The organism is Streptomyces sp. G-G2 (assembly GCF_030063135.1).
Lineage (GTDB): Bacteria > Actinomycetota > Actinomycetes > Streptomycetales > Streptomycetaceae > Streptomyces.
On sequence record NZ_JASISO010000018.1, the window covers coordinates 81,627 to 102,054 of the forward strand.

Annotated in this window: 19 protein-coding genes and 1 pseudogene; 7 read left to right on the plus strand and 13 right to left on the minus strand. The window is 70.9% G+C overall.

Going from position 1 to position 20,428, the window contains the following annotated elements; all coding sequences use genetic code 11:
- Nucleotides 1-468: 468 nt before the first annotated feature.
- From QMF80_RS16495 to QMF80_RS16515, 4 genes are all read left to right on the plus strand, one after another.
- Nucleotides 469-1,326, plus strand: coding sequence for an aminoglycoside phosphotransferase (locus QMF80_RS16495; protein ID WP_283454000.1), 858 nt, complete (start codon nt 469-471; stop codon nt 1,324-1,326).
- 167 nt (nt 1,327-1,493) lie between these two features.
- Nucleotides 1,494-2,234 (plus strand): dienelactone hydrolase family protein, encoded by a 741-nt coding sequence (locus QMF80_RS16500; protein ID WP_283453898.1) that lies wholly within the window; start codon nt 1,494-1,496, stop codon nt 2,232-2,234.
- Nucleotides 2,235-2,431: 197 nt separating this feature from the next.
- Nucleotides 2,432-2,935, plus strand: coding sequence for a hypothetical protein (locus QMF80_RS16505; protein ID WP_283453899.1), 504 nt, complete (start codon nt 2,432-2,434; stop codon nt 2,933-2,935).
- 360 nt (nt 2,936-3,295) lie between these two features.
- Complete coding sequence (locus QMF80_RS16515) at nt 3,296-4,393, plus strand: NAD(P)-dependent oxidoreductase (RefSeq protein ID WP_283453901.1); 1,098 nt, start codon at nt 3,296-3,298, stop codon at nt 4,391-4,393.
- Between the two features lie 12 nt (nt 4,394-4,405).
- On the opposite strand, the gene QMF80_RS16520 is transcribed toward QMF80_RS16515, so the two are convergent.
- The 4 genes and pseudogenes from QMF80_RS16520 to QMF80_RS16535 all read right to left on the minus strand — a co-directional run bounded on the left by QMF80_RS16520 (nt 4,406) and on the right by QMF80_RS16535 (nt 7,848).
- Nucleotides 4,406-4,540 carry a hypothetical protein gene (locus tag QMF80_RS16520; RefSeq protein WP_283453903.1) on the minus strand — a complete coding sequence of 45 codons (135 nt, stop codon included), beginning with the start codon at nt 4,538-4,540 and terminating at the stop codon, nt 4,406-4,408.
- Between the two features lie 292 nt (nt 4,541-4,832).
- Nucleotides 4,833-5,546 carry a class I SAM-dependent methyltransferase gene (locus QMF80_RS16525; protein ID WP_283453905.1) on the minus strand — a complete coding sequence of 238 codons (714 nt, stop codon included), beginning with the start codon at nt 5,544-5,546 and terminating at the stop codon, nt 4,833-4,835.
- A gap of 89 nt (nt 5,547-5,635) precedes the next feature.
- A pseudogene (locus tag QMF80_RS38340) lies at nt 5,636-6,346 on the minus strand (permease); the annotation flags it as partial.
- A 128-nt stretch (nt 6,347-6,474) separates the two neighbouring features.
- Nucleotides 6,475-7,848: an NAD(P)-binding domain-containing protein gene (locus tag QMF80_RS16535; protein ID WP_283453906.1), complete on the minus strand. Its 1,374-nt coding sequence runs from the start codon at nt 7,846-7,848 to the stop codon at nt 6,475-6,477.
- Between the two features lie 107 nt (nt 7,849-7,955).
- Between QMF80_RS16535 and QMF80_RS16540 the strand changes: the two genes are divergently transcribed.
- Together QMF80_RS16540 and QMF80_RS16545 are read left to right on the plus strand one after the other, a co-directional pair.
- Nucleotides 7,956-8,327 (plus strand): ArsR/SmtB family transcription factor, encoded by a 372-nt coding sequence (locus QMF80_RS16540; protein WP_283453908.1) that lies wholly within the window; start codon nt 7,956-7,958, stop codon nt 8,325-8,327.
- Between the two features lie 5 nt (nt 8,328-8,332).
- On the plus strand, nt 8,333-8,821 hold the full coding sequence (locus QMF80_RS16545; RefSeq protein WP_283453910.1) for a GNAT family N-acetyltransferase: 489 nt from the start codon (nt 8,333-8,335) through the stop codon (nt 8,819-8,821).
- A 65-nt stretch (nt 8,822-8,886) separates the two neighbouring features.
- On the opposite strand, the gene QMF80_RS16550 is transcribed toward QMF80_RS16545, so the two are convergent.
- Both QMF80_RS16550 and QMF80_RS16555 read right to left on the minus strand, forming a co-directional pair.
- Nucleotides 8,887-9,681: an aquaporin gene (locus QMF80_RS16550; RefSeq protein WP_283453912.1), complete on the minus strand. Its 795-nt coding sequence runs from the start codon at nt 9,679-9,681 to the stop codon at nt 8,887-8,889.
- A gap of 40 nt (nt 9,682-9,721) precedes the next feature.
- Nucleotides 9,722-10,036: an ArsR/SmtB family transcription factor gene (locus QMF80_RS16555; protein ID WP_283453914.1), complete on the minus strand. Its 315-nt coding sequence runs from the start codon at nt 10,034-10,036 to the stop codon at nt 9,722-9,724.
- An 82-nt stretch (nt 10,037-10,118) separates the two neighbouring features.
- Here QMF80_RS16555 and QMF80_RS16560 point away from each other — a divergent pair, with 82 nt between their 5' ends.
- Complete coding sequence (locus QMF80_RS16560) at nt 10,119-10,529, plus strand: arsenate reductase ArsC (protein ID WP_502962862.1); 411 nt, start codon at nt 10,119-10,121, stop codon at nt 10,527-10,529.
- Between the two features lie 236 nt (nt 10,530-10,765).
- On the opposite strand, the gene QMF80_RS16565 is transcribed toward QMF80_RS16560, so the two are convergent.
- From QMF80_RS16565 to QMF80_RS16595, 7 genes are all read right to left on the minus strand, one after another.
- A complete protein-coding gene (locus QMF80_RS16565) occupies nt 10,766-12,397 on the minus strand; it encodes a flavin monoamine oxidase family protein (protein WP_283453918.1) in 1,632 nt (543 codons plus the stop codon).
- 12 nt (nt 12,398-12,409) lie between these two features.
- The gene (locus tag QMF80_RS16570) at nt 12,410-13,852 is read right to left on the minus strand and encodes an APC family permease (protein WP_283454002.1); all 1,443 of its coding nucleotides are present in this window, start codon (nt 13,850-13,852) and stop codon (nt 12,410-12,412) included.
- Nucleotides 13,853-14,220: 368 nt separating this feature from the next.
- Nucleotides 14,221-15,159, minus strand: a complete 939-nt coding sequence (locus QMF80_RS16575) for a hypothetical protein (protein WP_283453920.1) — start codon at nt 15,157-15,159, stop codon at nt 14,221-14,223.
- 21 nt (nt 15,160-15,180) lie between these two features.
- Complete coding sequence (locus QMF80_RS16580) at nt 15,181-16,668, minus strand: APC family permease (protein WP_283453922.1); 1,488 nt, start codon at nt 16,666-16,668, stop codon at nt 15,181-15,183.
- Between the two features lie 590 nt (nt 16,669-17,258).
- A complete protein-coding gene (locus QMF80_RS16585; protein ID WP_283453924.1) occupies nt 17,259-18,542 on the minus strand; it encodes an MFS transporter in 1,284 nt (427 codons plus the stop codon).
- On the minus strand, nt 18,539-19,645 hold the full coding sequence (locus QMF80_RS16590) for a PLP-dependent cysteine synthase family protein (RefSeq protein WP_283453927.1): 1,107 nt from the start codon (nt 19,643-19,645) through the stop codon (nt 18,539-18,541). Before QMF80_RS16590 ends, QMF80_RS16585 begins: the two co-directional genes overlap by 4 nt.
- Nucleotides 19,646-19,783: 138 nt before the next feature.
- Nucleotides 19,784-20,182 (minus strand): hypothetical protein, encoded by a 399-nt coding sequence (locus QMF80_RS16595; protein ID WP_283453929.1) that lies wholly within the window; start codon nt 20,180-20,182, stop codon nt 19,784-19,786.
- Nucleotides 20,183-20,428 lie beyond the last annotated feature (246 nt).

Below are 20,428 nucleotides of genomic sequence, written 5' to 3' on the forward strand. Positions count from 1 at the left end.
CTCTGGATTCACCGCGGTCCCGCCCGACGGGCGGGAGGTGAGAGGGGTCCTCCTCCCCGACCCAGCGCACAGATCGACTCCGCCTGAGCAGGCGCGCGCCCGGAGACTGCGGGGGAGAACGCCTGGCACCTGCAACCGGTCATCGCTGCCGGTGGCGGGGGCTACCGGCCCCGGGCGGGCAGGCCCGCCCGGTAGGTGAAACTTTCAGGCATGTCACCTGGGGATTCACCCACCGCACCGCTCCGCACCGCAGCGCAACGAATCGGACAGGGCGGGGAAACACGCCCCGCCGGAGGCAGCCGGTGCCTACGCTGCTCGGGATGAATCCGCAAGCCCCACTGCCCCCGAGGGGGCCGAAGACTCCGACGCCGCCCGGACGGCCGTCAGGGCCGGTCACGCCAGACGAGAACCCGCCTTCGCCTCCGCAGCACCCACCACCCCGGGGCGCCTGACGTGGCGGCCGAGCGCATGGGGTGGGCGCAGCTGCCCGGCGGTGTGGTGCACGCCGTCGGGGAGAAACTCACCGTGCCCTACACGGCCGTCGATGCACAGCACGCGGCGGCGTCCGGCGTCGCCGCGCTGCTGACTCTCCCATCGGGGGCGATGGTCTTCGTGAAGGGCCAGCGCGAGCGTGACCTCTCCGGGCCCGTCCCGGCCACCGCCGCCGACGACACGACGTGGTGGGGCCCCGACTGGTCCCCTGTCGACGAGCTCGACCTCGAAGAGGCCATCAACCCCTACCTGCCGACCAGTGCCCCACGCGTCCTGTGGCGTATCCACGCCCACGGCTGGTACCTCCTGGCATTCGAAGGGCTGGTCGGCCGGGACGCCGAATACACGCCCGGATCACCTGACCTCCAGCCCGTCGCCGAAGCTCTGGCCGAACTGGCGGCGGTCACCGCCCCGAGCGCGGTGCGGCTTCCCACCGCCTGGGACCGCTGGGGCTACTACTGCACCACCGCCGACCAGGAGCGACTCACCGGAACTGGTCTGCTGCACACCGACCCCGCGTCGACCAACATCATCATGGGTTCGGGCCGGGCCCACTTCGTGGACTGGTCGTGGCCCGCGGTCGGCCTCCCGTGGATGGACACGGCCCTGTGGGGGATGCGGCTTGTCTCCACCGGTGGCCACACCCCGGAACAGGCCTGGGACTGGGCCGCCCATGTGGCCGGGTGGGACACGGCGGACCCGAGGGCGCTGGTCGCCTTCACCCGGGCCGAAGCACGCCGCTGGCACGACCTCGCCGTCGACCAGGTGCCCAGCGCTGCCTCGATCAGTGAAGCCGCGGATGCCTGGGCCGACGCCGTCGCCGGCCGCTCGTAGTCGGACGAGGGCGATCGCTGCTACATTGCCGGAGGCCGTGCGAGAGATCGAGGAGGTGGTACCCGTGAACGCAGTATCGACATGGGTGCTCCCCTCCGGGGTCACGGTCGGGCGATAGACAGGTCGTCCGGGAGCGCCGTTCCAGTGCACTCCCGAAAGGCACGACCATGCATTTCACTTCCGAGCAACGCCTCGACGACGGCGTCCTCGAACGCGAATTCACCCTCGGTGAGATCCCCGGCATCCTGTGGACGCCCGCCTCGGCATCCGCATCCGCACCGGCGCCGCTGATCCTGCTCGGCCACCCTCCCGTCGGGCTGCGCAAGATGTACCCCCGGCTGGTGGCCCGGGCCCGGCACTCCGCGGCCGCTGGCTTCGCCACGGCCACCATCGAGCTTCCCGGAAGCGGCGACCGGCCCCGTTGGCCCGCCGCCGAGCTGGCCCGCGCCGATCTGCGCCGGGCGATCGAGTCCGGCGAGCGGGTCAGCGATGAGATCGTCGACGCCCTCATACTCCCGCTGGTCGACAAGGCCGTCCCGGAATGGCAGGCCGCCCTGGACGCCCTCCTTTCGCTGCCCGAGATCGGCGGCCCGGTCGGGTACTCGGGGGGAGTGATCTCCATCGGTATCCGGCTGGCGGTGGTCGAGCCGCGCATCTCGGCCGCCGTTCTGTTCGCCGGCAGTTTCGTGCCACGCGCCATGTTCGAGGAGGCCCGGCAGGCCACCATCCCCTTGCACGTCCTGCTGCAGTGGGACGACGAGGGGAACGACCGGCAGGCGGCCCTGGACCTGTTCGACGCCTTCGGCTCCGAGGAGAAGTCCCTGCACGCCCATCTCGGTGGGCACACCGGCGTCCCGCAGTTCGCGGGGGACGCCGCGGCCCAGTTCTTCACCCGGCATCTGAAGTGAGGCCGGGCCGTCAGACCGGCAGCAGACGGTAGCTGATGTCGGCCGGCACGCCGCCCTCGAGGACACGTCCCGGCCATCCGCAGCTTTCTACACCGTGGGCCCCTGCCGAACTCTCGGCAGGGGCCAGCGCCGCTGGGGCCGGCGATCGAGCCGCGCACCGTCACCGCCGGGCGCCGGCCGGTCATGGAGATCGCCGGGTGTCGCACGAGCTGATCCGCTGCACCGCCCGCCACGGCGACCAGCTGGCCACCTGCCTCACCGAGCTGGCCACCTGCCTCACTGAGCTGGCGACCGCGTACGTCACCGCCGTCGACGACAACGGAGAACTGAAGTCCGCGCCCGCGGTCCCCGAGCAGGCCCGCGCCAAGGTGAACCCGGTCATGGCGAAGATGGCCCGCCCGCCCAAGCAGAGGACCCGGCCGCTCGCGCAGCTGCGCGTCTGGTGGCAGGCGAGCGCGATCCTGAACTTCGTTGTGGAGCTCGTCGGCTCGCTCCTGGAGCGCGCCCGCACCGCGGCCGCCGCGATGCGGGCGCGGGTCGCCAAGACTGTCGACATCGCCTGGGCGGCCGTCAACGTCACCGAGATCGTGTTCATGATGACAGCGGCAGCCTCTTCCGCCGTCGGCACCTGCTCGCCGAAGCGCGCCGCCACCTCGCCCTCGTCCTGCGCGGCCGCGTCCGCCTTGAACTCGACGGGGTAGTGCTCCATCCCCACGGAGACTCCGTTCGCCTGGACCATCAAGATCCAAGTGTCTCCGGTGTCCAAGATCCGATCCGGGGTCAACGCCCTACTGTCCCCGACGACGTCCGTGCCCACACCGGTCGCAACCGCAAGGAGGTCGCCTACCTCGGCGACGTCCTGTTCGGCTGCGCTATCGTGCGCCCGCCCACCGGGGACAATGGCACCACCGCCACGGTTATCGCCCGTGTCCTGCCCGAGTACCGCCGCCGTGACCCCGACACAGGTGCGAGTTCCAGGTGTCAGGGCTGGGACGCGATGATCTGCGTGGCCGGGCATACGGGCCTGGCGCACCGGCGACCGATGGAGGGCTGGACGACGCATGAACCGGACACAGGACAGCACCACCCCCGGCCGGCTCTTGGTCGTGGACTGCGCGCCAGGCACCACGGCGCTGACCGAGCTGGCGGATCTGAGCGGCCTCGGCTTCGAACCGACCGTCAACGTCAGGCGAGTGGCAGACCCCGAACTGCGGTCGCGCATCGCGGCGCGGTGGCGGACCGTGGACTTCGACGGGTTCGCGGAGGAGGAGCTGGCCCGGCAGCTCGAGGACAGTGGCCTCGGCTACCAGGCCCTGAAGTGCCGGGCAGGTATTCCCCTCACCGAGGCCGTACTGGAACGGGCGACCGCGGACTCCCTCCAGCACCGCCTGATGCTGGTCGGCCGCGCGGCGGCGGGCTCGGACACCTTCGACGCGGCAGCCGCACGACGTCTGGGCGTCGCTCTGCGTACCACGCCCGGGGCCAACGCGGCGGCCGTCGCGGAACTGACTCTGGCCCTCATGCTCGACGCCCTGCGCGGCGTATCCCGGCGGGCGCAGGCCCTGCGCGAGGACTCCTGGGCCACAGCTGCCGCGGACCTGCCTACGGGCAGCCTGTCAGGTGCCCGCGTCGGACTGGTGGGTTCCGGAGCCACGGCACGACGGGTCGCCGAGCTGGTGCGCGCCTTCGGCGCCGGGGTCTATGTGCTCGGATCCCCCCGGTTCACACCGGAACGCGCGGCCGGGTGGCCCGGAACCCAAGTCGCCTCCCTGCAAGCTCTGCTGGAGAGCTGTGACGTCGTCTCCGTGCACGTGCCCGCCACGGCGGAGACGAACGGTCTGATCGGCGCCGGGGAACTGCGACTGATGAAGCCGGGATCGGTGCTGGTCAACACCGCACGGGCGAGCGTGGTCCACGAAGCCGACCTCGACCGCGCCCTGCGGGACCCGGAATCGGGCCCGTGGCACGCGGCCGTCGACGTCTTCGAGGGGGAGGGGGCCGGATTCGCCTCGCCCCTCAGGGACAACCCCCACTGCACCCTCTCCCCGCACGCCGCAGGCATGACCCGCTCGGCCATGCAGGAGGCCTCGCGCCGAATCGTGGCCGAATTCGCGCGCTACGTCGAAGAGAACGTCGTCGTGAGCGGCAGGTCCAGGTGACATCAGGACACTTCACTCCGCGGCGGGCACCCCCAGCGCGTTCAGCACCGCGTCGTTCCCCAGCGAGCACACCGCGACCATCGGGGCCCGGTGACCCACCAGCCGCCACGCCTGGGCCGACTGCGCGAGCAGGTCCAGGGTAGTCATGCGTGCGCGGGCAATGGCCAACATCCTGTTCGGCACACCCGGGCACCTCGACCGAGTGCACCGCTGCGAGTTACGCAGATTCCAGCTCCGACCCCACCTGATCGATGGCGTTCTCACCGCGACCAGCCTGACCCTCAAGGCGCCGACCCCACGATGGAAACCTCGCTGACGCGGCAAGTCCGCGCAGGGCATATCCGGGTCTCCCCACCGGTTCCACAGCGTGTGGTGCCACGTGTCGGCAACGAGGCCGGGCCGGGTGGTCGTCCGTCCGCCGCGGAGGCGTAGACAGCCATCAACCCTCTGACGCTGCCACGGCTACGGGCAGTGGCCGGTGGCTCTGGGTCCCAAGGACTGGGCCGGAATCGTCAGTGGCGCGCCGAAGTGCGGCCCAGGTTCCCCAGCCGGCCTCGGCTTCGATCGCGGTCCAGTGCCCGGGCAGGGCCGAGGCGACGTCTTCGGCCGGCAGATACAGAGGTCCGTCTTCGCCGAGTTGGTTGATCCACAGCAGGACGCCGTCCGACGCGAGTACGCGGCTCGTCTCGGCAGGAAACAGGAGCATGTCGATTGCGACGATGGCGGCCACCGAGCCGTCGGCGGTCGGCAGGGTGCTGGCGTCTGCACGTACACGCCATGGGGAACGTCCGGCGGCCTGGCGGAGCATCTCCTGGGATATGTCCATGCTGACGACTGCGGGATAGGCGCTGGCGAGTAGCTCGGTGAACTGGCCCGTTCCGGAGCCCAGTTCCAGGCAGAGGCCGTGGGGGAGGGGGCCGCTGCGGGACAGGGCGTCGCGGAGTGGATCGTCGCGGCCCGTGGCCTGGGTGGTGTCCCAGTCGGCGGCCATCTGGTCGAACTGGGTGCTGAGGAAGCGGGCGGCTTCGACTGTCCAGGGACGGTGTCCGGCAGCGAGGTCGCGGGCGAAGGACCGGAATGCTTCAGCGGTTGCCTGCGGCGGGACGGGTTTGCCGTCCGGGCTGGGCAGGACGCGCGGCAATGTCGCAATCACGCCGCTAGTTGAGCACGCGGCGGCCGTGCAGGGATCGGTCCTTGGGTGGAGGATTGGCTACACCCCTGGGTGCAGAGAGACGAGGGTAGTCAGTGGTGATGGCCCTCGTCCCGGTCTCCGGAAGCCTTCTCATGGCCAGGCTTGATGGGGTGTCCTCCGCGGTCGTCGCCGTTGCCGGGTCGACCGCCCGTCTTGCGGAGCATGTCCCGTCCGCCGGTATGGAAGAACTGGATCAGGAGCGCGGGGGCAAGGAGAAGGAAAACGATGTTGAGCCAGGTGGCGTGGTGCCAGGTGCCCCCTCCACAGGCATCTTGGCGTCGGCCCGGTCGCGAATGAGGCCATGGCCGTTGAAGGCGAACTCGACGACATAGCCGGCGATGACGCTGGCGAAGGGCCGCCCCGTAATCCCCGGCGGGCGCGCGACGCCGGCCACGGCACCTCGCCGCGTTGTGGGATCGCCCGGATACACCCGGTATGAGGACGACCCTGCGCCGTGCGAGGCGCCGCATCCGATGCCGCGCGCTGGTCCACCGCGGCGTACGGGACAACCATTGGGCAGAAGGCGCCGAGCAGGCCGAGGAGGAAGCGGGCCATCTTCGCGCCGTAGTACTTCTGGTAGGTGTTCAGGATCGGAAGGATCGGAAGGATCAGCAGGTCGGCTCGGCGAAGACGAACGCGATGACGACGCCGCCGCCGAAGCTGATGCCGCCCTTCTGCAGCACGACCGCGAGCGGCACGTTTCCGATCGAGCGGACGAACGAGGCGAGCGCAACGAGCGGGCCGATGACCGGGCCCCACAGGCCCTCAGGCCGTGTGCGGCTTCGGGAATCCGGCGAGGTCACCTGCGGTGCGCGCGCTGATGGCGTCCGCCGCGGGCCACATGCCCGCGCGGGCCGGCCCCTACTCCTGCGCTCGTGGGCCGCGGTGGTCAGCAGCCGCCGGAGGAGGCGGGGGCGCCGACACCGATCTGCAGCGTGGTTGTGGCGGGAGCGGCGCAGCAGCCGCCGCCGGTGTCCTCCGTCGGTTCGGGCTGGTCGAAGAGGCCGGCGCCGCCGCAGACGCCGGTTTCGGGGAGGGTGAGTTCGACGCGCTCGGCGGCTTCCTGGTCACCGGCGAGGGCTGCGGCGATGGAGCGGACCTGCTCGTAGCCGGTCATGGCGAGGAAGGTCGGGGCGCGGCCGTAGGACTTCATGCCGACGAGGTAGACGCCCTTCTCGGGGTGCGAAAGCTCGTTGACGCCGTGGGGATAGACGGTGCCGCAGGAGTGCTGGTTGGGGTCGATCAGCGGGGCCAGCTCGGTGGGTGCCTGGAGGCGCTCGTCGAGGCCGAGGCGGAGTTCGGACAGGAAGGCCAGGTCGGGGCGGAAGCCGGTCAGGCCGATGACCTCGTCGACCGGGTCGAGCAGCTGGCCGTCCTCGCCGACGAGGACCAGGCGGCCTTCGGGGTCCTGCTCGACTCCCTGGGTGCGGAAGCCGGTGACCGCGTCCGCGTATCCGTTGTCGACGGCGGCCTTGGCGGCGAGGCCGAGGGCGCCGCGGGCGGGGAGCTGGTCGGCGGCGCCGCCGCCGAAGGTGGAGCCGCTGATGCCGCGCCGCAGGATCCACACGGCGTGGGTGCCGGGCTCTTCCTCGGCGAGGTCGGCCAGGTACGCGAGGGCGGTGAAGGCGGAGGCGCCGGAGCCGATGACGGCGGTGCGCTTGCCTGCGTACCGGGCGCGCTGGGCGGGGTCCTTGAGGTCGGGGACGCGGTACGAGATGCGGTCTGCTGCCGTGCGCTCGCCGAGGGCGGGAAGGCCGTCGCCGCCGATGGGGCTCGGGGTCGACCAGGTGCCGGAGGCGTCGATGACGGCGGCGGCGAAGATCCGCTCCTCGCGGCCGTCGGCGGTCGTGAGGTGGACGCTGAAGGGCTGGGCGTCGCGGTCGGCGTCCACGACGCGGTCGCGGCCGGCCCGGGAGACACCGGTGACCGTCGCGTTGTAGCGCACCCGCTCGCCCAGCACCTCGGCCAGCGGCTGGAGGTACCTCTCCGCCCAGTCGCCACCGGTCGGGTACGTGGCGCCGTCGGGCTTGACCCACCCTGTCGGGGCGAGGAGCTTCTCGGCCGCCGGGTCGGTGACTTCGGCCCAGGTGGAGAACAGCCGTACGTGGGACCAGTCGCGGGCCGCGGTGCCCGCGCTCGGGCCGGTCTCCAGGACCAGGGGCGTGAGGCCGCGGTCGACGAGGTGGGCGGCGGCGGCCAGGCCGACGGGGCCGGCGCCGATGACCACGGTCGGCAAGGTGGCGGGTGTGGTGTTGTCGCTCATCCGGGGCTCCATGGGCAGGCTTCCGTCGATCTTCTGGTTCGACGTTTGTCGATATGGTCGACACCTGGAGCTTGCACCCAAGCATCGACCGATGTCAATATCGACACATGTCGAACCCGAAGGTCGAGCTGCCCCTCTTCAGCGAGTCCGCCGCGCCGTGCTGCCCGCCGCTGAACGAACGGCCGCTGAGTGCGGAAGAGGCCGAGCGGACATCGAAGATGTTCAAGGCGCTCGGCGACCCGGTGCGGCTACGGCTGTTCTCGCTGGTCGCCTCGCACGCGGGCGGCGAGGCGTGCGTGTGCGACATCTCCGACGTCGGCGTCTCCCAGCCGACCGTCTCCCACCACCTGAAGAAGCTCAAGGACGCCGGACTGCTGTCCTCCGAGCGGCGCGGCACCTGGGTCTACTACCGCGTCGAGCCCGCCGTCCTGGCGACCATGGGAGCGCTGCTGACCACCGCCGCCACGAAGGCGGCCTGACGCGGATGCGCATCGCCGCGCTGCTTTCGGAACACGCGGACGAGGTCCTGGCGATCTACCAGGCCGGGATCGACGAGGGCAACGCCACCTTCGAGACCACCGCACCGACGTGGACCGCCTTCGACGCCGCCAAGCTGCCCGAGCACCGCTTCGCCGCCCTCGGAGAGGACGGCAAGGTCCTGGGCTGGGTCGCCGCGAGTGCGGTCTCGGACCGGTGCGCGTACGCGGGCGTGGTCGAGCATTCCGTCTACATCCACCCGGGCGCCCGCGGGAGGGGTGTCGCCCGCGCGTTGCTGGACGAGCTGATCGCGTCCACGGAGGCGGTGGGGATCTGGACGATCCAGTCCGGCATCTTCCCCGAGAACACCGCCAGCCTCGCCCTCCACCAGCGGGCCGGGTTCCGGGTCGTCGGCACCCGCGAGCGCGTCGGACGCCACCACGACGCCTGGCGCGACGTCGTCCTCCTTGAACGCCGGAGCCCGTCGGTCCTCTGACGGCTGCGCGAACGGCGTCGCACCAGGTCGAACCAGGAGCGCTTCTATCCCGGCCGCCCGCTCAATCAGGCGGAGGGTTGACCGCTAGCCGTCTTGCCGCTCATGAAGATGACCGACACCAGCGCCAGCCCGACCGCAGTGCCTACGAGCTGCATGCCTATGAACGCAGGCACCGAGGCCGGGGCGATGCCCGCGAAGGTGTCGGTGAACAACCGCCCGATGGTCACGGCCGGATTGGCGAAGGAGGTGGAGGAGGTGAACCAGTACGCGGCGCCGATGTACGAGGCGACGGCGACGGGTGCGAAGCGGAGCCGGTCGGTTCGGGCGAGGCCGAAGATCAGGAGGATCAGGCCGGCCGTCGCAACGACTTCACCCAGCAGCAGGTTGCCCGCCGAGCGCTCGTGCGTGGACCACTTCACCAGCGGCTCGCCGAACATCGCGTCAGCCAGGACGGCACCCACGATGGCCCCCGCGATCTGTGAAGGTACGTAGACGGCCAGCTCGCGCGCGGTGACGCCGGCGCCGCCGCGGCGGGCGGTCCACCACTCGGCCAGCGTGACGGCCGGGTTGAAGTGGGCGCCGGAGACCGGGCCGAGGAGCGTGATGAGGACACCGAGGCCGAAGACGGTGGCCGTGGAGTTGGCCAGCAGTTGGAGGGCCACGTCGTCAGTGAGCTCGGTGGCCTGGATTCCGGAGCCGACCACCACCGCGACCAGGGCCGCGGAGCCGACCAGTTCGGCGACGGCGCGGGCGATCAGCGGAGTCCGGGGCGGGGTGGCACCGGGTGCGGGCCGGGGCGCGTCGGCGGCTATGACGATCTCCGCTGCGGGGGCGGCGCCGACGGGCTCGGTTGCGGTCACGACAGGTTCTCCTCGGGCAGGTGAGGCAAAAGGGGGAGAGCTACGGGCAGGACCGCTTGAGGTTCGCCCCGGCGGTGGCGCGCGCCGTCTGGGCGAGGTCGGCGAACTGACCCGCGAGGGCTTCGATGACTTCCGGGCGCAGGCGGTAGTAGATGTACCTCCCACACGGCTCCGTATCGACGAACCCGGCTTCGCGCAGCACCTTGAGGTGGTTGGAGAGGTTGGTCTGCTTGGCGCCCGTCTCCTCGACGAGGTGGGTGGTGCAGAGCGTCTGATTGGCGAGGAGGGTTACGATCTGGAGCCTGAGCGGGTCGGCCAGAACCCGGATCAGATCAGTGTCGACTGACGTCATCATGAGCTGATACTTTCACATCAGCGACGGCTGACACCATCGTCTGCTGATGCGTTCCCGCCCTGCCTGCGAGAAGAGACCCGCCGTGTCCAAGCCCTCTGTGCTGTTCGTCTGCGTCCACAACGCCGGCCGCTCCCAGATGGCCGCCGCCTGGCTGACCCACCTCGCCGGGGACCGCGTCGAGGTCCGCTCCGCCGGCTCCGCGCCTGCCGACTCGGTGAACCCGGCCGCGGTCGAGGCCATGCGCGAGGTCGGCATCGACATGTCCGCCGAGACGCCGAAGGTCCTCACCGTCGACGCGGTCCATGCGTCCGACGTGTGCGTCACCATGGGCTGCGGCGACACCTGCCCCGTCTTCCCCGGCAAGCGGTACCTCGACTGGAAACTCGAAGACCCGGCCGGGCAGGGCGTGGAAGCCGTACGTCCCATCCGCGACGAGATCAAGGCCCTGGTCCAGAGCCTGATTTCCGAGATCGCACCGGCCACGACCGCCTGATCCGGCTCCGCTCTTGCCCGCGACTCCCCCTCAGCGCGTGGAGGCCGGCCCCCGGAAGAAGCGCCTTCCCTCAGGTCGCGACATCTCCCGTCGCTGCTCCCGTGAGAGACAGCGGTTCATGGACTGCCCAAGGTCGACGCACGGGTTCGCGTCCCGTCGTTCGCTCCATGGCAAGCCCCAGGTCATCGGCCTGGGGCTTGCCTGCCACGGGCGTCTCCTCGGCGGTTCCGCTCGCGTCAGGTCAGGGCGGTGATGACCTCCTTCGCCGCCCGTTCACCCTCGGTGGCCCCGCCTTCCATGAAGCCCTGGAAGTCGTAGCTGCAGTGTTCGCCGCCGATGCGGATCCGGCCCTGCGCGGTGCCCTCGTACTTGGCGTACCTGTGCAGGTAGCCGGTCGGCCAGTAAGAGTACGCGCCGAGCGAGTACGGGTTGCGGTGCCAGGCCGAGAGCTGCGCGCGCCCGGTCCAGGCGGCCTTGGTGCCGGGGAAGAACGCGTCGATCCCGGTGAGCATCCGGCCCGCGAGGGTGCGGACGTAGGGGTCGGAGTCGGTGGCGAAGGGGCTGCCCGGGGTGAGGGAGCCGGCCAGGGTGCCGCCGCCGTATTGGAGCAGGATGCCCGCGTTGCCGGGTTGCACCTTCGTCGTGTCCCAGGTCTGCTGGACGTCGGTGTCGGTGAAGCAGTCGCCTGCGGAGACTCCCGGCCAGGGGCCGGTGCCGCGCCAGGGGCGGCTGGTGAACTGCATGTTCAGCTTGGTGCAGTAGCCCATGCGGGCATCGCGCAGCAGGTTCGTCATCAGCGGGTCGAAGCCGGCCGCGGTGAGGTCGATCCGCTGGAGGATCGGCAGTGGCAGGCACAGGATGGTGTGGTCGGCGACGACCGTCCGGGTGGCGCCCGCGTCGTTGAAGGTCAGCGTCTGGGTGCCGTCGGCGGCGACGCGTACGGCGACCAACTCGCGGCCCCGCACGAGCGAACCGGCCGGCAGGGCGGCCGCGATGGCGTTCGGCAGCTGGTCGTTGCCGCCGATGATGTGGTAACGCTCGTTGGACAGGCCCCAGACGTTGAAGTTGCCGGGGTTGGGCTGGTAGCCCATGAGCAGGACGAGGGCGAGCGCGGACTGCTGATCGGTGTCGGCCCCGTACTCGACGTTGTACGCGACGTCGATGAAGCGGCCGAGTTGCGAGGTGTGGCCGCCGGGAACGCGGGTCTCGATCCACTCGTAGAGGGTCATGTTGTCCAGGGCGGTGCCGACGGGCGTGGTGGTGTTCCAGGAGACCTCGCCCGCCTCCTGCAGGTCGCGGTGCAGCGCCTGGTAGACGGCCTTGAAGTCCTCATCGGCCTGGCTGCGCGGATAGTACGTCCCGTTGAACCGGAGGATTTCCTCCGCGCCGTTGGGTCCGCCGCCGAGGAAGTCCTCGGTGGGCAGGTTGAAGCGGCGGCACAGCTCCAGGATCTTCTTGTGGCTGGTGTCGATCAGCTCGCCGCCGATCTCGGAGGTCTGCCCGTAGGCCCAGAGGGAGCGCTGGCTCCACATCCGGCCCCCGACGCGGCTCGGGTTGGCCTCGTAGAGCGTGCAGGCGACCCCCGCGTCCTGAAGGGTGAGGGCCGCGGTCAGCCCCGAGATTCCGGCGCCGACGACGGCGACGCGGGCGGGTGTGATGGGCTTCTTCTGCGGGAGTGCCTCCACTGCGTGCGCGGTCGCCCCCGCGGAGGAGGCCAGGGCGGTGCCGAGGCCGAGGGCGGCGGCCCGGCCGAGGAGCTGTCGGCGGGTGGAGCCGCGGACTTCGGCGACGGGCAGCCCGAGGCGGCGGCCGGCGGCGTGTTCGGCGGCGAGCTGGCGGAGCGCGTGCATCAACGGTGTACGGGCCATGGCGGTGGCTCCTTATCGGATGTGCGCGGAAGGGGTGGCAGGGGCGGGGTCGTCGGTGCGTTCGGCGGCGTCCTCCAGGACCACGCGGCCGATGATCTCGTAGCGCGCGGGGGCCTTGATCTTGAGCCACAGGCCGAGCCCCAGGCCGCCGAAGAAGACGCCTCCGACGATCCACGGGATCAGGGTGAAGAAGAACGAGTCGGCGGCCAGCCCGGCGGCGGTCTTCATGTTGACCAGCAGCAGGACGACCACGGCCGCCATGGCGATCCCTCCGATGAGCGGGGCCGTGAAGGTGCGGAACCAGTGCCGGTCCTCGGGGTGGTTCTTGCGGAAGTAGCCGATCACCGCGAAGGAGCACAGGGTCTGCACGATGAGGATCGCCATCGTGCCGAGGATCGCGAGGAGGGTGTAGAGGTGGACGTACGGGTCCTGCCCGGTCAGCCAGAACAGCGCGACCAGGCCCGTCGCGATGCCGGTCTGCACCATGGAAGATATGTACGGGGACCCGTGCTTGGGGTGGGTGCGGCCCAGGCCGGGGTGGAGGAAGCCCTCGCGGCCGATCGCGTAGAGGTAGCGGGCGGCGCACTGGTGGAAGGCCATGCCGCAGGCGAAGGAGCCGGTGAGCAGCAGCCATTGGAAGGCGTCGACGGCCCAGGCGCCGATGAAGGTCTGGGTGGGGGCGAAGAACAGGTCGAGGGGGCTGGCGGAGGCTGAGAGCTCCACGGACTTCGTGAGGCCGTTGCCGGCGATGGTCATCCAGGAGACGTAGATGTAGAAGAGGCCGACGCCGACGACGGAGATCAGGGTCGCCTTGGGGATGACCCGTTTCGGGTCGCGGGACTCCTCCCCGTACATGGCGGTGGATTCGAAACCGACCCAGGACCAGAAGGCGAAGAAGAGGCCGAGCCCGGCGGAGGTGCCGGTGAAGGCGTTCTTCGGATTGATGGGGGCGACCGGGATCCCGTCCGGGCCGCCGCCCGCGATCAGGACGGCGGTGGCGACGGCGAAGAGGACCGCGATCTCGGCGACGAGCATCACGCCGAGGGCCTTGGCGGTGAGGTTGATGTCGAAGTGGGCGAGGGAGGCGGTGATCGCGAGCATGGCGGCCGCGTAGACGATCCAGGGCAGGTCGATGCCGAGCTGGTCGTGGACGGTGGTCTTGGTGAAGTAGGAGAAGACGCCGACGATCGAGGCCTCGAAGACGATGTACGCGAGGACCGCGAGCATCCCGGAGGCCATGCCAGCGATCCGGCCGAGCCCGTGCGAGATGTACCCGTAGAAGGCGCCGGCGGCGGTGATCCGCTTGGCCATGGCCACGTAGCCGACCGCGAACACCGTGAGTACGGCGGTCGCGAAGAGGTAGCCGGCGGGGGCGCCGATGCCGTTGCCGAAGCCGACGGCGATGGGGAGGTTTCCGGTCATCGCGGTGATGGGGGCGGCGGTGGCGACGGCCATGAACACGACGCCGACCAGGCCGACCGAATTCGCCTTGAGCCGCTGGACCGGGGGTGCTCCGGACGGGCCTGGTTGCGCGCCGGTCGTATCCGCGCTGACATCCGCGCGGCCGCCCGCGCCGGTCTCCGTACTCATGGTTCCTCGTTCCTGTGGTGAGAGCGCCCACTCTCACCGCACGTGTCCTACGCCACAATCGGCATACGGTGCGGTAATTGCTGTTCGGGGCATACGAGTTGTCGTCCCCCATGCGGACACTTCATGCTCCGTAACCGCCCGGTGATGTACCGGGAACAGGACACCCTGTAGCCGCCGGACAGCGAGGGGGCGGACTCGGAACGTGGTTCAGCACGGACCCGCCTGGCCGGCGATCACCGCGTCCGGTCGCGCCAGCGGACGTACTGCTCCTCCGGGTCGCCGGTGTACGACCACGGCACCCGGGTGGCCCGGCCTTCCAGCAGCTGGAACACGAGGGCCGCCTCCGTGAGCAGGCCGGCCTGAACGAGTCCGTGGGTCAGGTAGTTGAGGTCTGCCACGTCCTGGGCCGCCGGGGCTGTGCGGGCCGCCAGCCAGCGTTCCATCGTCGCGCGAAGGTCCCACAGTGCCGCGTCCCCGCTCCAGTGGTGCAGGAGGTCGAGCGTGTTGCCGCCTTCGGTCTCCACCCGATGGCGGAACTGCTCCGCACGGGCCGCCTGCGGAAGGACGGCGAGGGCGGAGCCCAGCGGGGCGTAGCTCGCGGAATCGCGCGCGAAGTTGTACGCCTGGCCGTGCGAGCCGTGCCAGCGCGCTGACATGTAACGCAGCCCCTGGTGGTGTCCCTCCCGGTGGTGCGGGTCGCGGGCGCGGAGCTGCTGCCACCACTGCCCCATGGCCGCATGCCCGCCCTCGTACAGTCTCGCCAAGGTAACCAGCGACACCCAGGGATGGGGGTCCTCCGGTACGACCTCGGACGCGTGCAGGCAGATCTGGGCGGTCCAGTCCAGGTGGTGCCGTCCTGGCATCGTTCCGCCGCGGGCGACGGCGAACATCCGCATCACCTCGGTGTCGGCGCGCAGTACGACGGCATCCGGATTGTCGGGTTCGGAGGCCTGCCAGGCCTCCACGACCCGGCTGTCCGCCGCGGCGTTGGCCAGCAGGCGGATCCGGTGGCTGCGTCGGTCCCAGTCGTTCGGTGCCCCGGCGGCGAGCAGGTCGCGTGGGCCCTGCCACCGACCGGCCTTGATGTCCTGACATGACTCCGAGAGGGCCTTGTCGCCGAATGCCGGATCGTACTGCGGTGCTGCTGCGGAGCGGCGGCGTTTCCAGGCCATGGGGACAGGACCCTCCTCGGGTCAGAAGTCGGTGAGAAGTTCCTCGGGTTGACCGGCGGCGGCCCGGGAGGAACCGAGGTCCATGACCCCGTACGAAGCGTCCACCTTCTGGGCGCGTTCGGCGTCCAGCCGACTCGGCTGGAAGTAGGAACTGCCGAGGAACCAGGACCTCAGCATCGGCAGGCAGCCCAGGACGAGCGCCCCGAGTCCGATGCTGAGGGCGGCCGTGCCAAGTTCGGTCAACGACTGAACGAAGATCCACGACATGAACAGCCCGCCGCACAGGGGCCACACACCAATGAGGAACAGGCTGCCCGTGGACGTGAGCAGCTGCTTGCGGTGGACCGCGACAGCGGAGAACGCGGCGAGGCTGTAGTAGAAGCAGATGAGCAGGCCGACGCCGCTGACCGCGTCGGCGACCAGCCCCGGCCCGTCACCCAGGTTGACGGCGACGGTGAAGACGAGGGCGACGCCGGCCACCACCACGGTGGCGGTCCACGGCGCCTGGCGGCGCGGGTGGATGCGGCCGAACGCCTGGTGGAGGGTGCGGTCGCGGCCCATGGCGAACAGGGTGCGGGTGGCCTGGATGAGCGAGGTCTCCAAGGTGGCGACGGTGGAGAGCAGCACCGCGAGGACGAGCAGCCGTCCACCCCAGCCCGGCCAGACCGCGTCACCGAGGACGCTGAGAAAGGCGCCGGGATTCTGCCTGACGGCGTCGGCGCCGACGAGGATGTTGACCGCGATGATGAAGACGACGAAGAGAGCGAAGCACGTCAGTACGCCGATCACACCGCCGAACCCCGAGCTGCGGCGGCCGCCCCGGGTCTCTTCCGCGAGGTTGCTTGTCACGTCCCAGCCCCAGAAGGCGAAGACCGCGATCAAGGCACCGGTCACGAAGTGGTGTTGACCGTCGAAGTGGCCGAAGCCGAACCAGGAGAGTGAGAAGTCCGCCACGCTGCCCCCCTTGGACAGGGCGGCGACGGCGAAGCCGACGAGCAGGACGAGCTGCGTCCCGGTGATGATGGTCTGGGCGTGGGCGCTGATCCGGGCGCCCAACATCACCACTGCGGCCATGAGCAGGAACCAGCCCGCGCCGACGGCCGTGGCCAGGACGGTGTCGCCGGCTGCTCCGGGCCCGAAGAGCGACAGCGTCGCGGCGCCTGCCGGCAAGGCGCTGGACGCCATGAAGACGGTGGCGGAGACGACCAGCGCCCAGCCGCTGAGGAAGCCGAGGAAGGGGTGGAGCGACCTGGCCACCCAGGCGTACGAGGCGCCGGCGTTCGGGTCGAGGCGCCCCAAGTGGCGGAAGGCGAGGGCGATGCCCAGCACCGGGATGACGCAGTACAGGAACACGGCCGGCCCGGCGACGCCGACGGCGGCTATCAACGCGGGAAAGGTACCCGCGATGGTGTAGGCCGGGCCGCAACCCGCCACTGCCATCACGGCGGAGTCGAAGGGTCCGAGCGCATCGGCCCGCAGGCTCCCGCCGGTACCCGAGTGCTTGCTCACGATCACGTTCTTTCCGGGAGGGGTACCAGCGGCCCGGAGTCGCTGGCGGTCGCCGGCGACGCCCGCGCCGTGTGTCGTGGCGGATGGAGGCTCAGTGCGCCGGAAGTCGGGCGGCATCGCGGTGGCGTTCCCGGCCCTTGCCGAGCCGACCCGGTTGCGGTTCGCGCGACCGGGGGCTGGACAGGAACCAGATCCTGTCGAAGTCGCATGGGAAGCGCAAGAGCGTGAGCGAAGATTCTGTGCATCGGTTCGCTTGTTGATATTGGAATCCATGCACGCCTCCTTGACATGCCGAGGATTCGCTGGCGAGCGCCGCCGCAGTGAGCAACTCGTGGTCGACGTGAGGAGGTCCTGCGGCATGCACTAGCCGCGCCCAGGAGGTACGGGTGCGCTCGTGGCGCGGCCCGTGGACCGGCTCGTCGTCGAACGCCGGGGCGGCGGCGTTCCCGTACGCGGGGATGACAGGGGTGGCGTCGGTCGTGGCGGTGGGCATGCCAGCCGCCACGGACAGGGAGAGTCCCCGTGGTTGAGATGGTCACGGGCCGCCGGGCGGGTACCCCACGCGTAAGCGCGCACGCCCAGCGAGGCGTTCAGGCCGCAGCCGGGGCCGGAAGGGGACTGGCGGCAGGGCTCAGGTGACCGGCTCGCCGCAGGGCGGTCAACGCTGCTGCGCAGCCCACGCCCACGGCGGCCAGCGCGGCCCATGGCAGCCAGGGGAGGCCGAGCCGGGAGGCCAGGTCGAACAGGGCGCCCACGCCCAGGTTCCCGGCCGCGACCGCGATGCCGGCCGCGGTGCTGTAGGCGCCGTAGTAGGTGGCGACCAGGCGCTCGCCCGAGAGACGGATCAGGGTGTCCATCTCGAACGGATACAGCAGCGCGGACCCAGCGGCCAGCAGCGCCGCGCACAGCACGAGTGCCGCCGGTCCGACCACTGCCGACAGGCCTTGGGCGGTGCGGTGTGGACCGGGCAGCAGGGGCAGGAAGGCGGCGCCCATCAGGGCCAGGCCGATGGCGATGGCCTGCGGGGCATCCAGCCGTTTCCCGGCCCAGGCGGTCAGCCGGAGCTGGCCGGCGATGGCGACCAGGGCGGAGACGGCGAAGACCACGCCCATGGCGGTGCCACTGTCGTCGCCGAGCAGGGTCCGCGCCTGGATCGGCAGGGCCAGGTAGGTCTGGAAGGCCAGCAGGTAGGAGCCGGCCATGGCGGCTGAGAACAGGAGGAAGGGCCGGTTGCGGCCGATCGCCTTCCAGTCCGCCGCGATCCCGCGCCAGCCCGCCACCTGCCGCGCGTGCGGCTCTGGCCGCCGGGCGGGCAGGGCCCGGGCCTGCACCACCGCCAGCATCCCGAAGAGCGCCGCGGCAACGGCGCACACCAGCCGGAAGTCCAGCATGAGCAAGGCGAGCCCGGCCAGCGGGCCCAGCAGGATGCCCGCCTGGTAGAAGACGTTGAAGCAGGCGAAGGCCTCCACTCGGCGCTCCCCGGCTCCGGCGGCGAGGTAGGCCCGTACGGCCGGGTTGAAGAGTGCCCCCGCGAATCCGGTGGTCGCCGAGGCGGCGATGAGGGCGGGAAGGGTGTCGGCGACGGCCAGCAGCGCGAACGCGCCGGTCCGCAGCGCGCACCCGGCCAGGATCATCGGCTTGTAGCCGATCCGGTCGGCGAGCGTGCCGCCCAGCCAGAACATGCCCTGCTGGGACAGGTTGCGCACGCCCAGTACCAGGCCGACGGCCCATGCCGCGAGGCCGAGGCCGTGGGCGAGATGGTCGGCGAGGTAGGGCATCAGCATGTAGAAGCCGAGGTTGATGCCGAACTGATTGATCATCAGTAGCTGCACGCCGTGGTCGAAGGAGCGCATCTGCGCTCGCAGCCGCCTCACCGGACACCCGCCAGGGCAGCGCGCGGTGCGGCCGGGGCCGGGTCGATGACCGTAGTGCAGCGTGTCCACGACGACACCACCTGGGCGCCGGGATGGGTGATCTCCTGCGGGCCGTCCGGCAGGGGCGCCGCGAGCAGGTCGTGGCCGTGGCACCAGCCGTCGCTGTAGACGGTGTCGAGGTAGCGGGCGGGGCCGTCCGGGAAGATCGCGGCGATCCGGGTTCCGACGGGCCACGTGCGGGCGGCCCAGCCCGCGACGAGCGCGACCGCTCCCACGCTCCAGCCCCCGGAGGCGTAATGGCGGCGAGCCAGGGTGCGGCAGGCCGAGACGGCCTCACCCGGGGCGACCCAGTGGATCTCGGTGAACGCCTCGTAGACGACGTTGCCCGGGTGGATGCTGGAGCCCAGCCCGCGCATCAGCCGCTGACCGGCGGGCTGCCCGAAGATGGAGGAGCCGGTCGAGTCCACACCGATGAGGTCCAGCTCGGGGAAGGTCCGGCGCAGGGCAGCCGAGATGCCCGCGGAGTGGCCGCCGGTCCCCACCGAGGCCACCAGGACGTCGACGCGGCCGAGCTGGGCGATGAGTTCGTCGGCCAGCGGTGTGTAGGCATCGGCGTTGTCGGGATTGTTGTACTGGTCCGGGCACCACGCGCCCGGATGCTGCTCCAGCAGTTCGGCTACCTTGTCCCGGCGGGCCTGCTGCCAGCCCCCGGCAGGGTGCGCCGTGGGGACCATCTCGACGTGGGCGCCGTACGCCGTCAGCGCTCGCCGGATCGAGGGCTCGAGTCCGGGATCGCTCACCACGGTCACCTGGTGTCCGAAGGTGATGCCGGCCAAGGCCAGGCCCAGGGCGAGGGTGCCGCTGGAGGACTCGATGATGGGAGCGCCGTCGGCCAGGTCTCCGCGGGATCGCGCGCGGGCCACCATGTGCAGGGCCGGGCGGTCCTTGATGCCGCCCGGGTTGGCGCCCTCCAGCTTGGCCCAGAACCCGCGGCCGCAACCGGCGAACGGCTCACCGATCCACAGCACGGGGGTGTGGCCGACGAGGTCGGCAGGCCTGCGCGCGGCCACGGGGGCAGGCGCGTACAACGGGGTGTTCGTCATGGGTGTCACGGCTCCTTGGCCCCAGGCGTACGTCGGCCGGGGACATCGGCGGATCAGGGCGCGAAGACACGACCACCGCGCACCGCCCGCCCGGCATACCCAGACGGGTGGAAGAAGCAGATGGCCGTGCCGGACCTGTCAGGTCCGCGCCACGCACAGAGCCGTGAGAACCCCGCGGCCCGTGACACGGCTGTCAGGCCACACGGTCTCGGCTCCCACCAAGGCGACGAGCACCGACGCCGGCTGCGAGTACGTCAGTAGGGGGCGGCCGGGAGCCGGTGCGGAGAAGGTGTCGCTGCGCACCCGGTCGACGGCGTGATCGAGTCCATCAGGGCAGTGGGATTCGTGCTGCACGGAGCTGACCAGGCCGGGAGCGCCCGAGGGCAACGCGGCAGCAGCGACGGGGGAATTCGCCATGGCGGCAGCCATCGGTGAGTGCGGCCCGTCCAGCGCCGGACCGTGCAGGCACCCCAGAAGATGGATGGAGACCCACATCAGCAGCGCGAAGACGCCGATCCTCCATACGCGGTGATCCACCGCAGGAGCCGACCCGGCCACACCGATCACGCACTCAAAGTATCCACATCGGCACGTGAAGTCACATCGGCCGCGCAGGGGAGGCGCAGTCCCCGGGACTCGGCGTGAGAGTCGGGCGTCTGCGCCGAAGGGGATCCCGTAGGTGATCGGCGGGACGGGGAGCCGTCGATTTCGTCGCGGCCGGGGAGGCGAGGTCACGTGGGGGGTGTCGGGGTGGGCCGGTCGGGGCTTCTCGGCGAGTCGGCC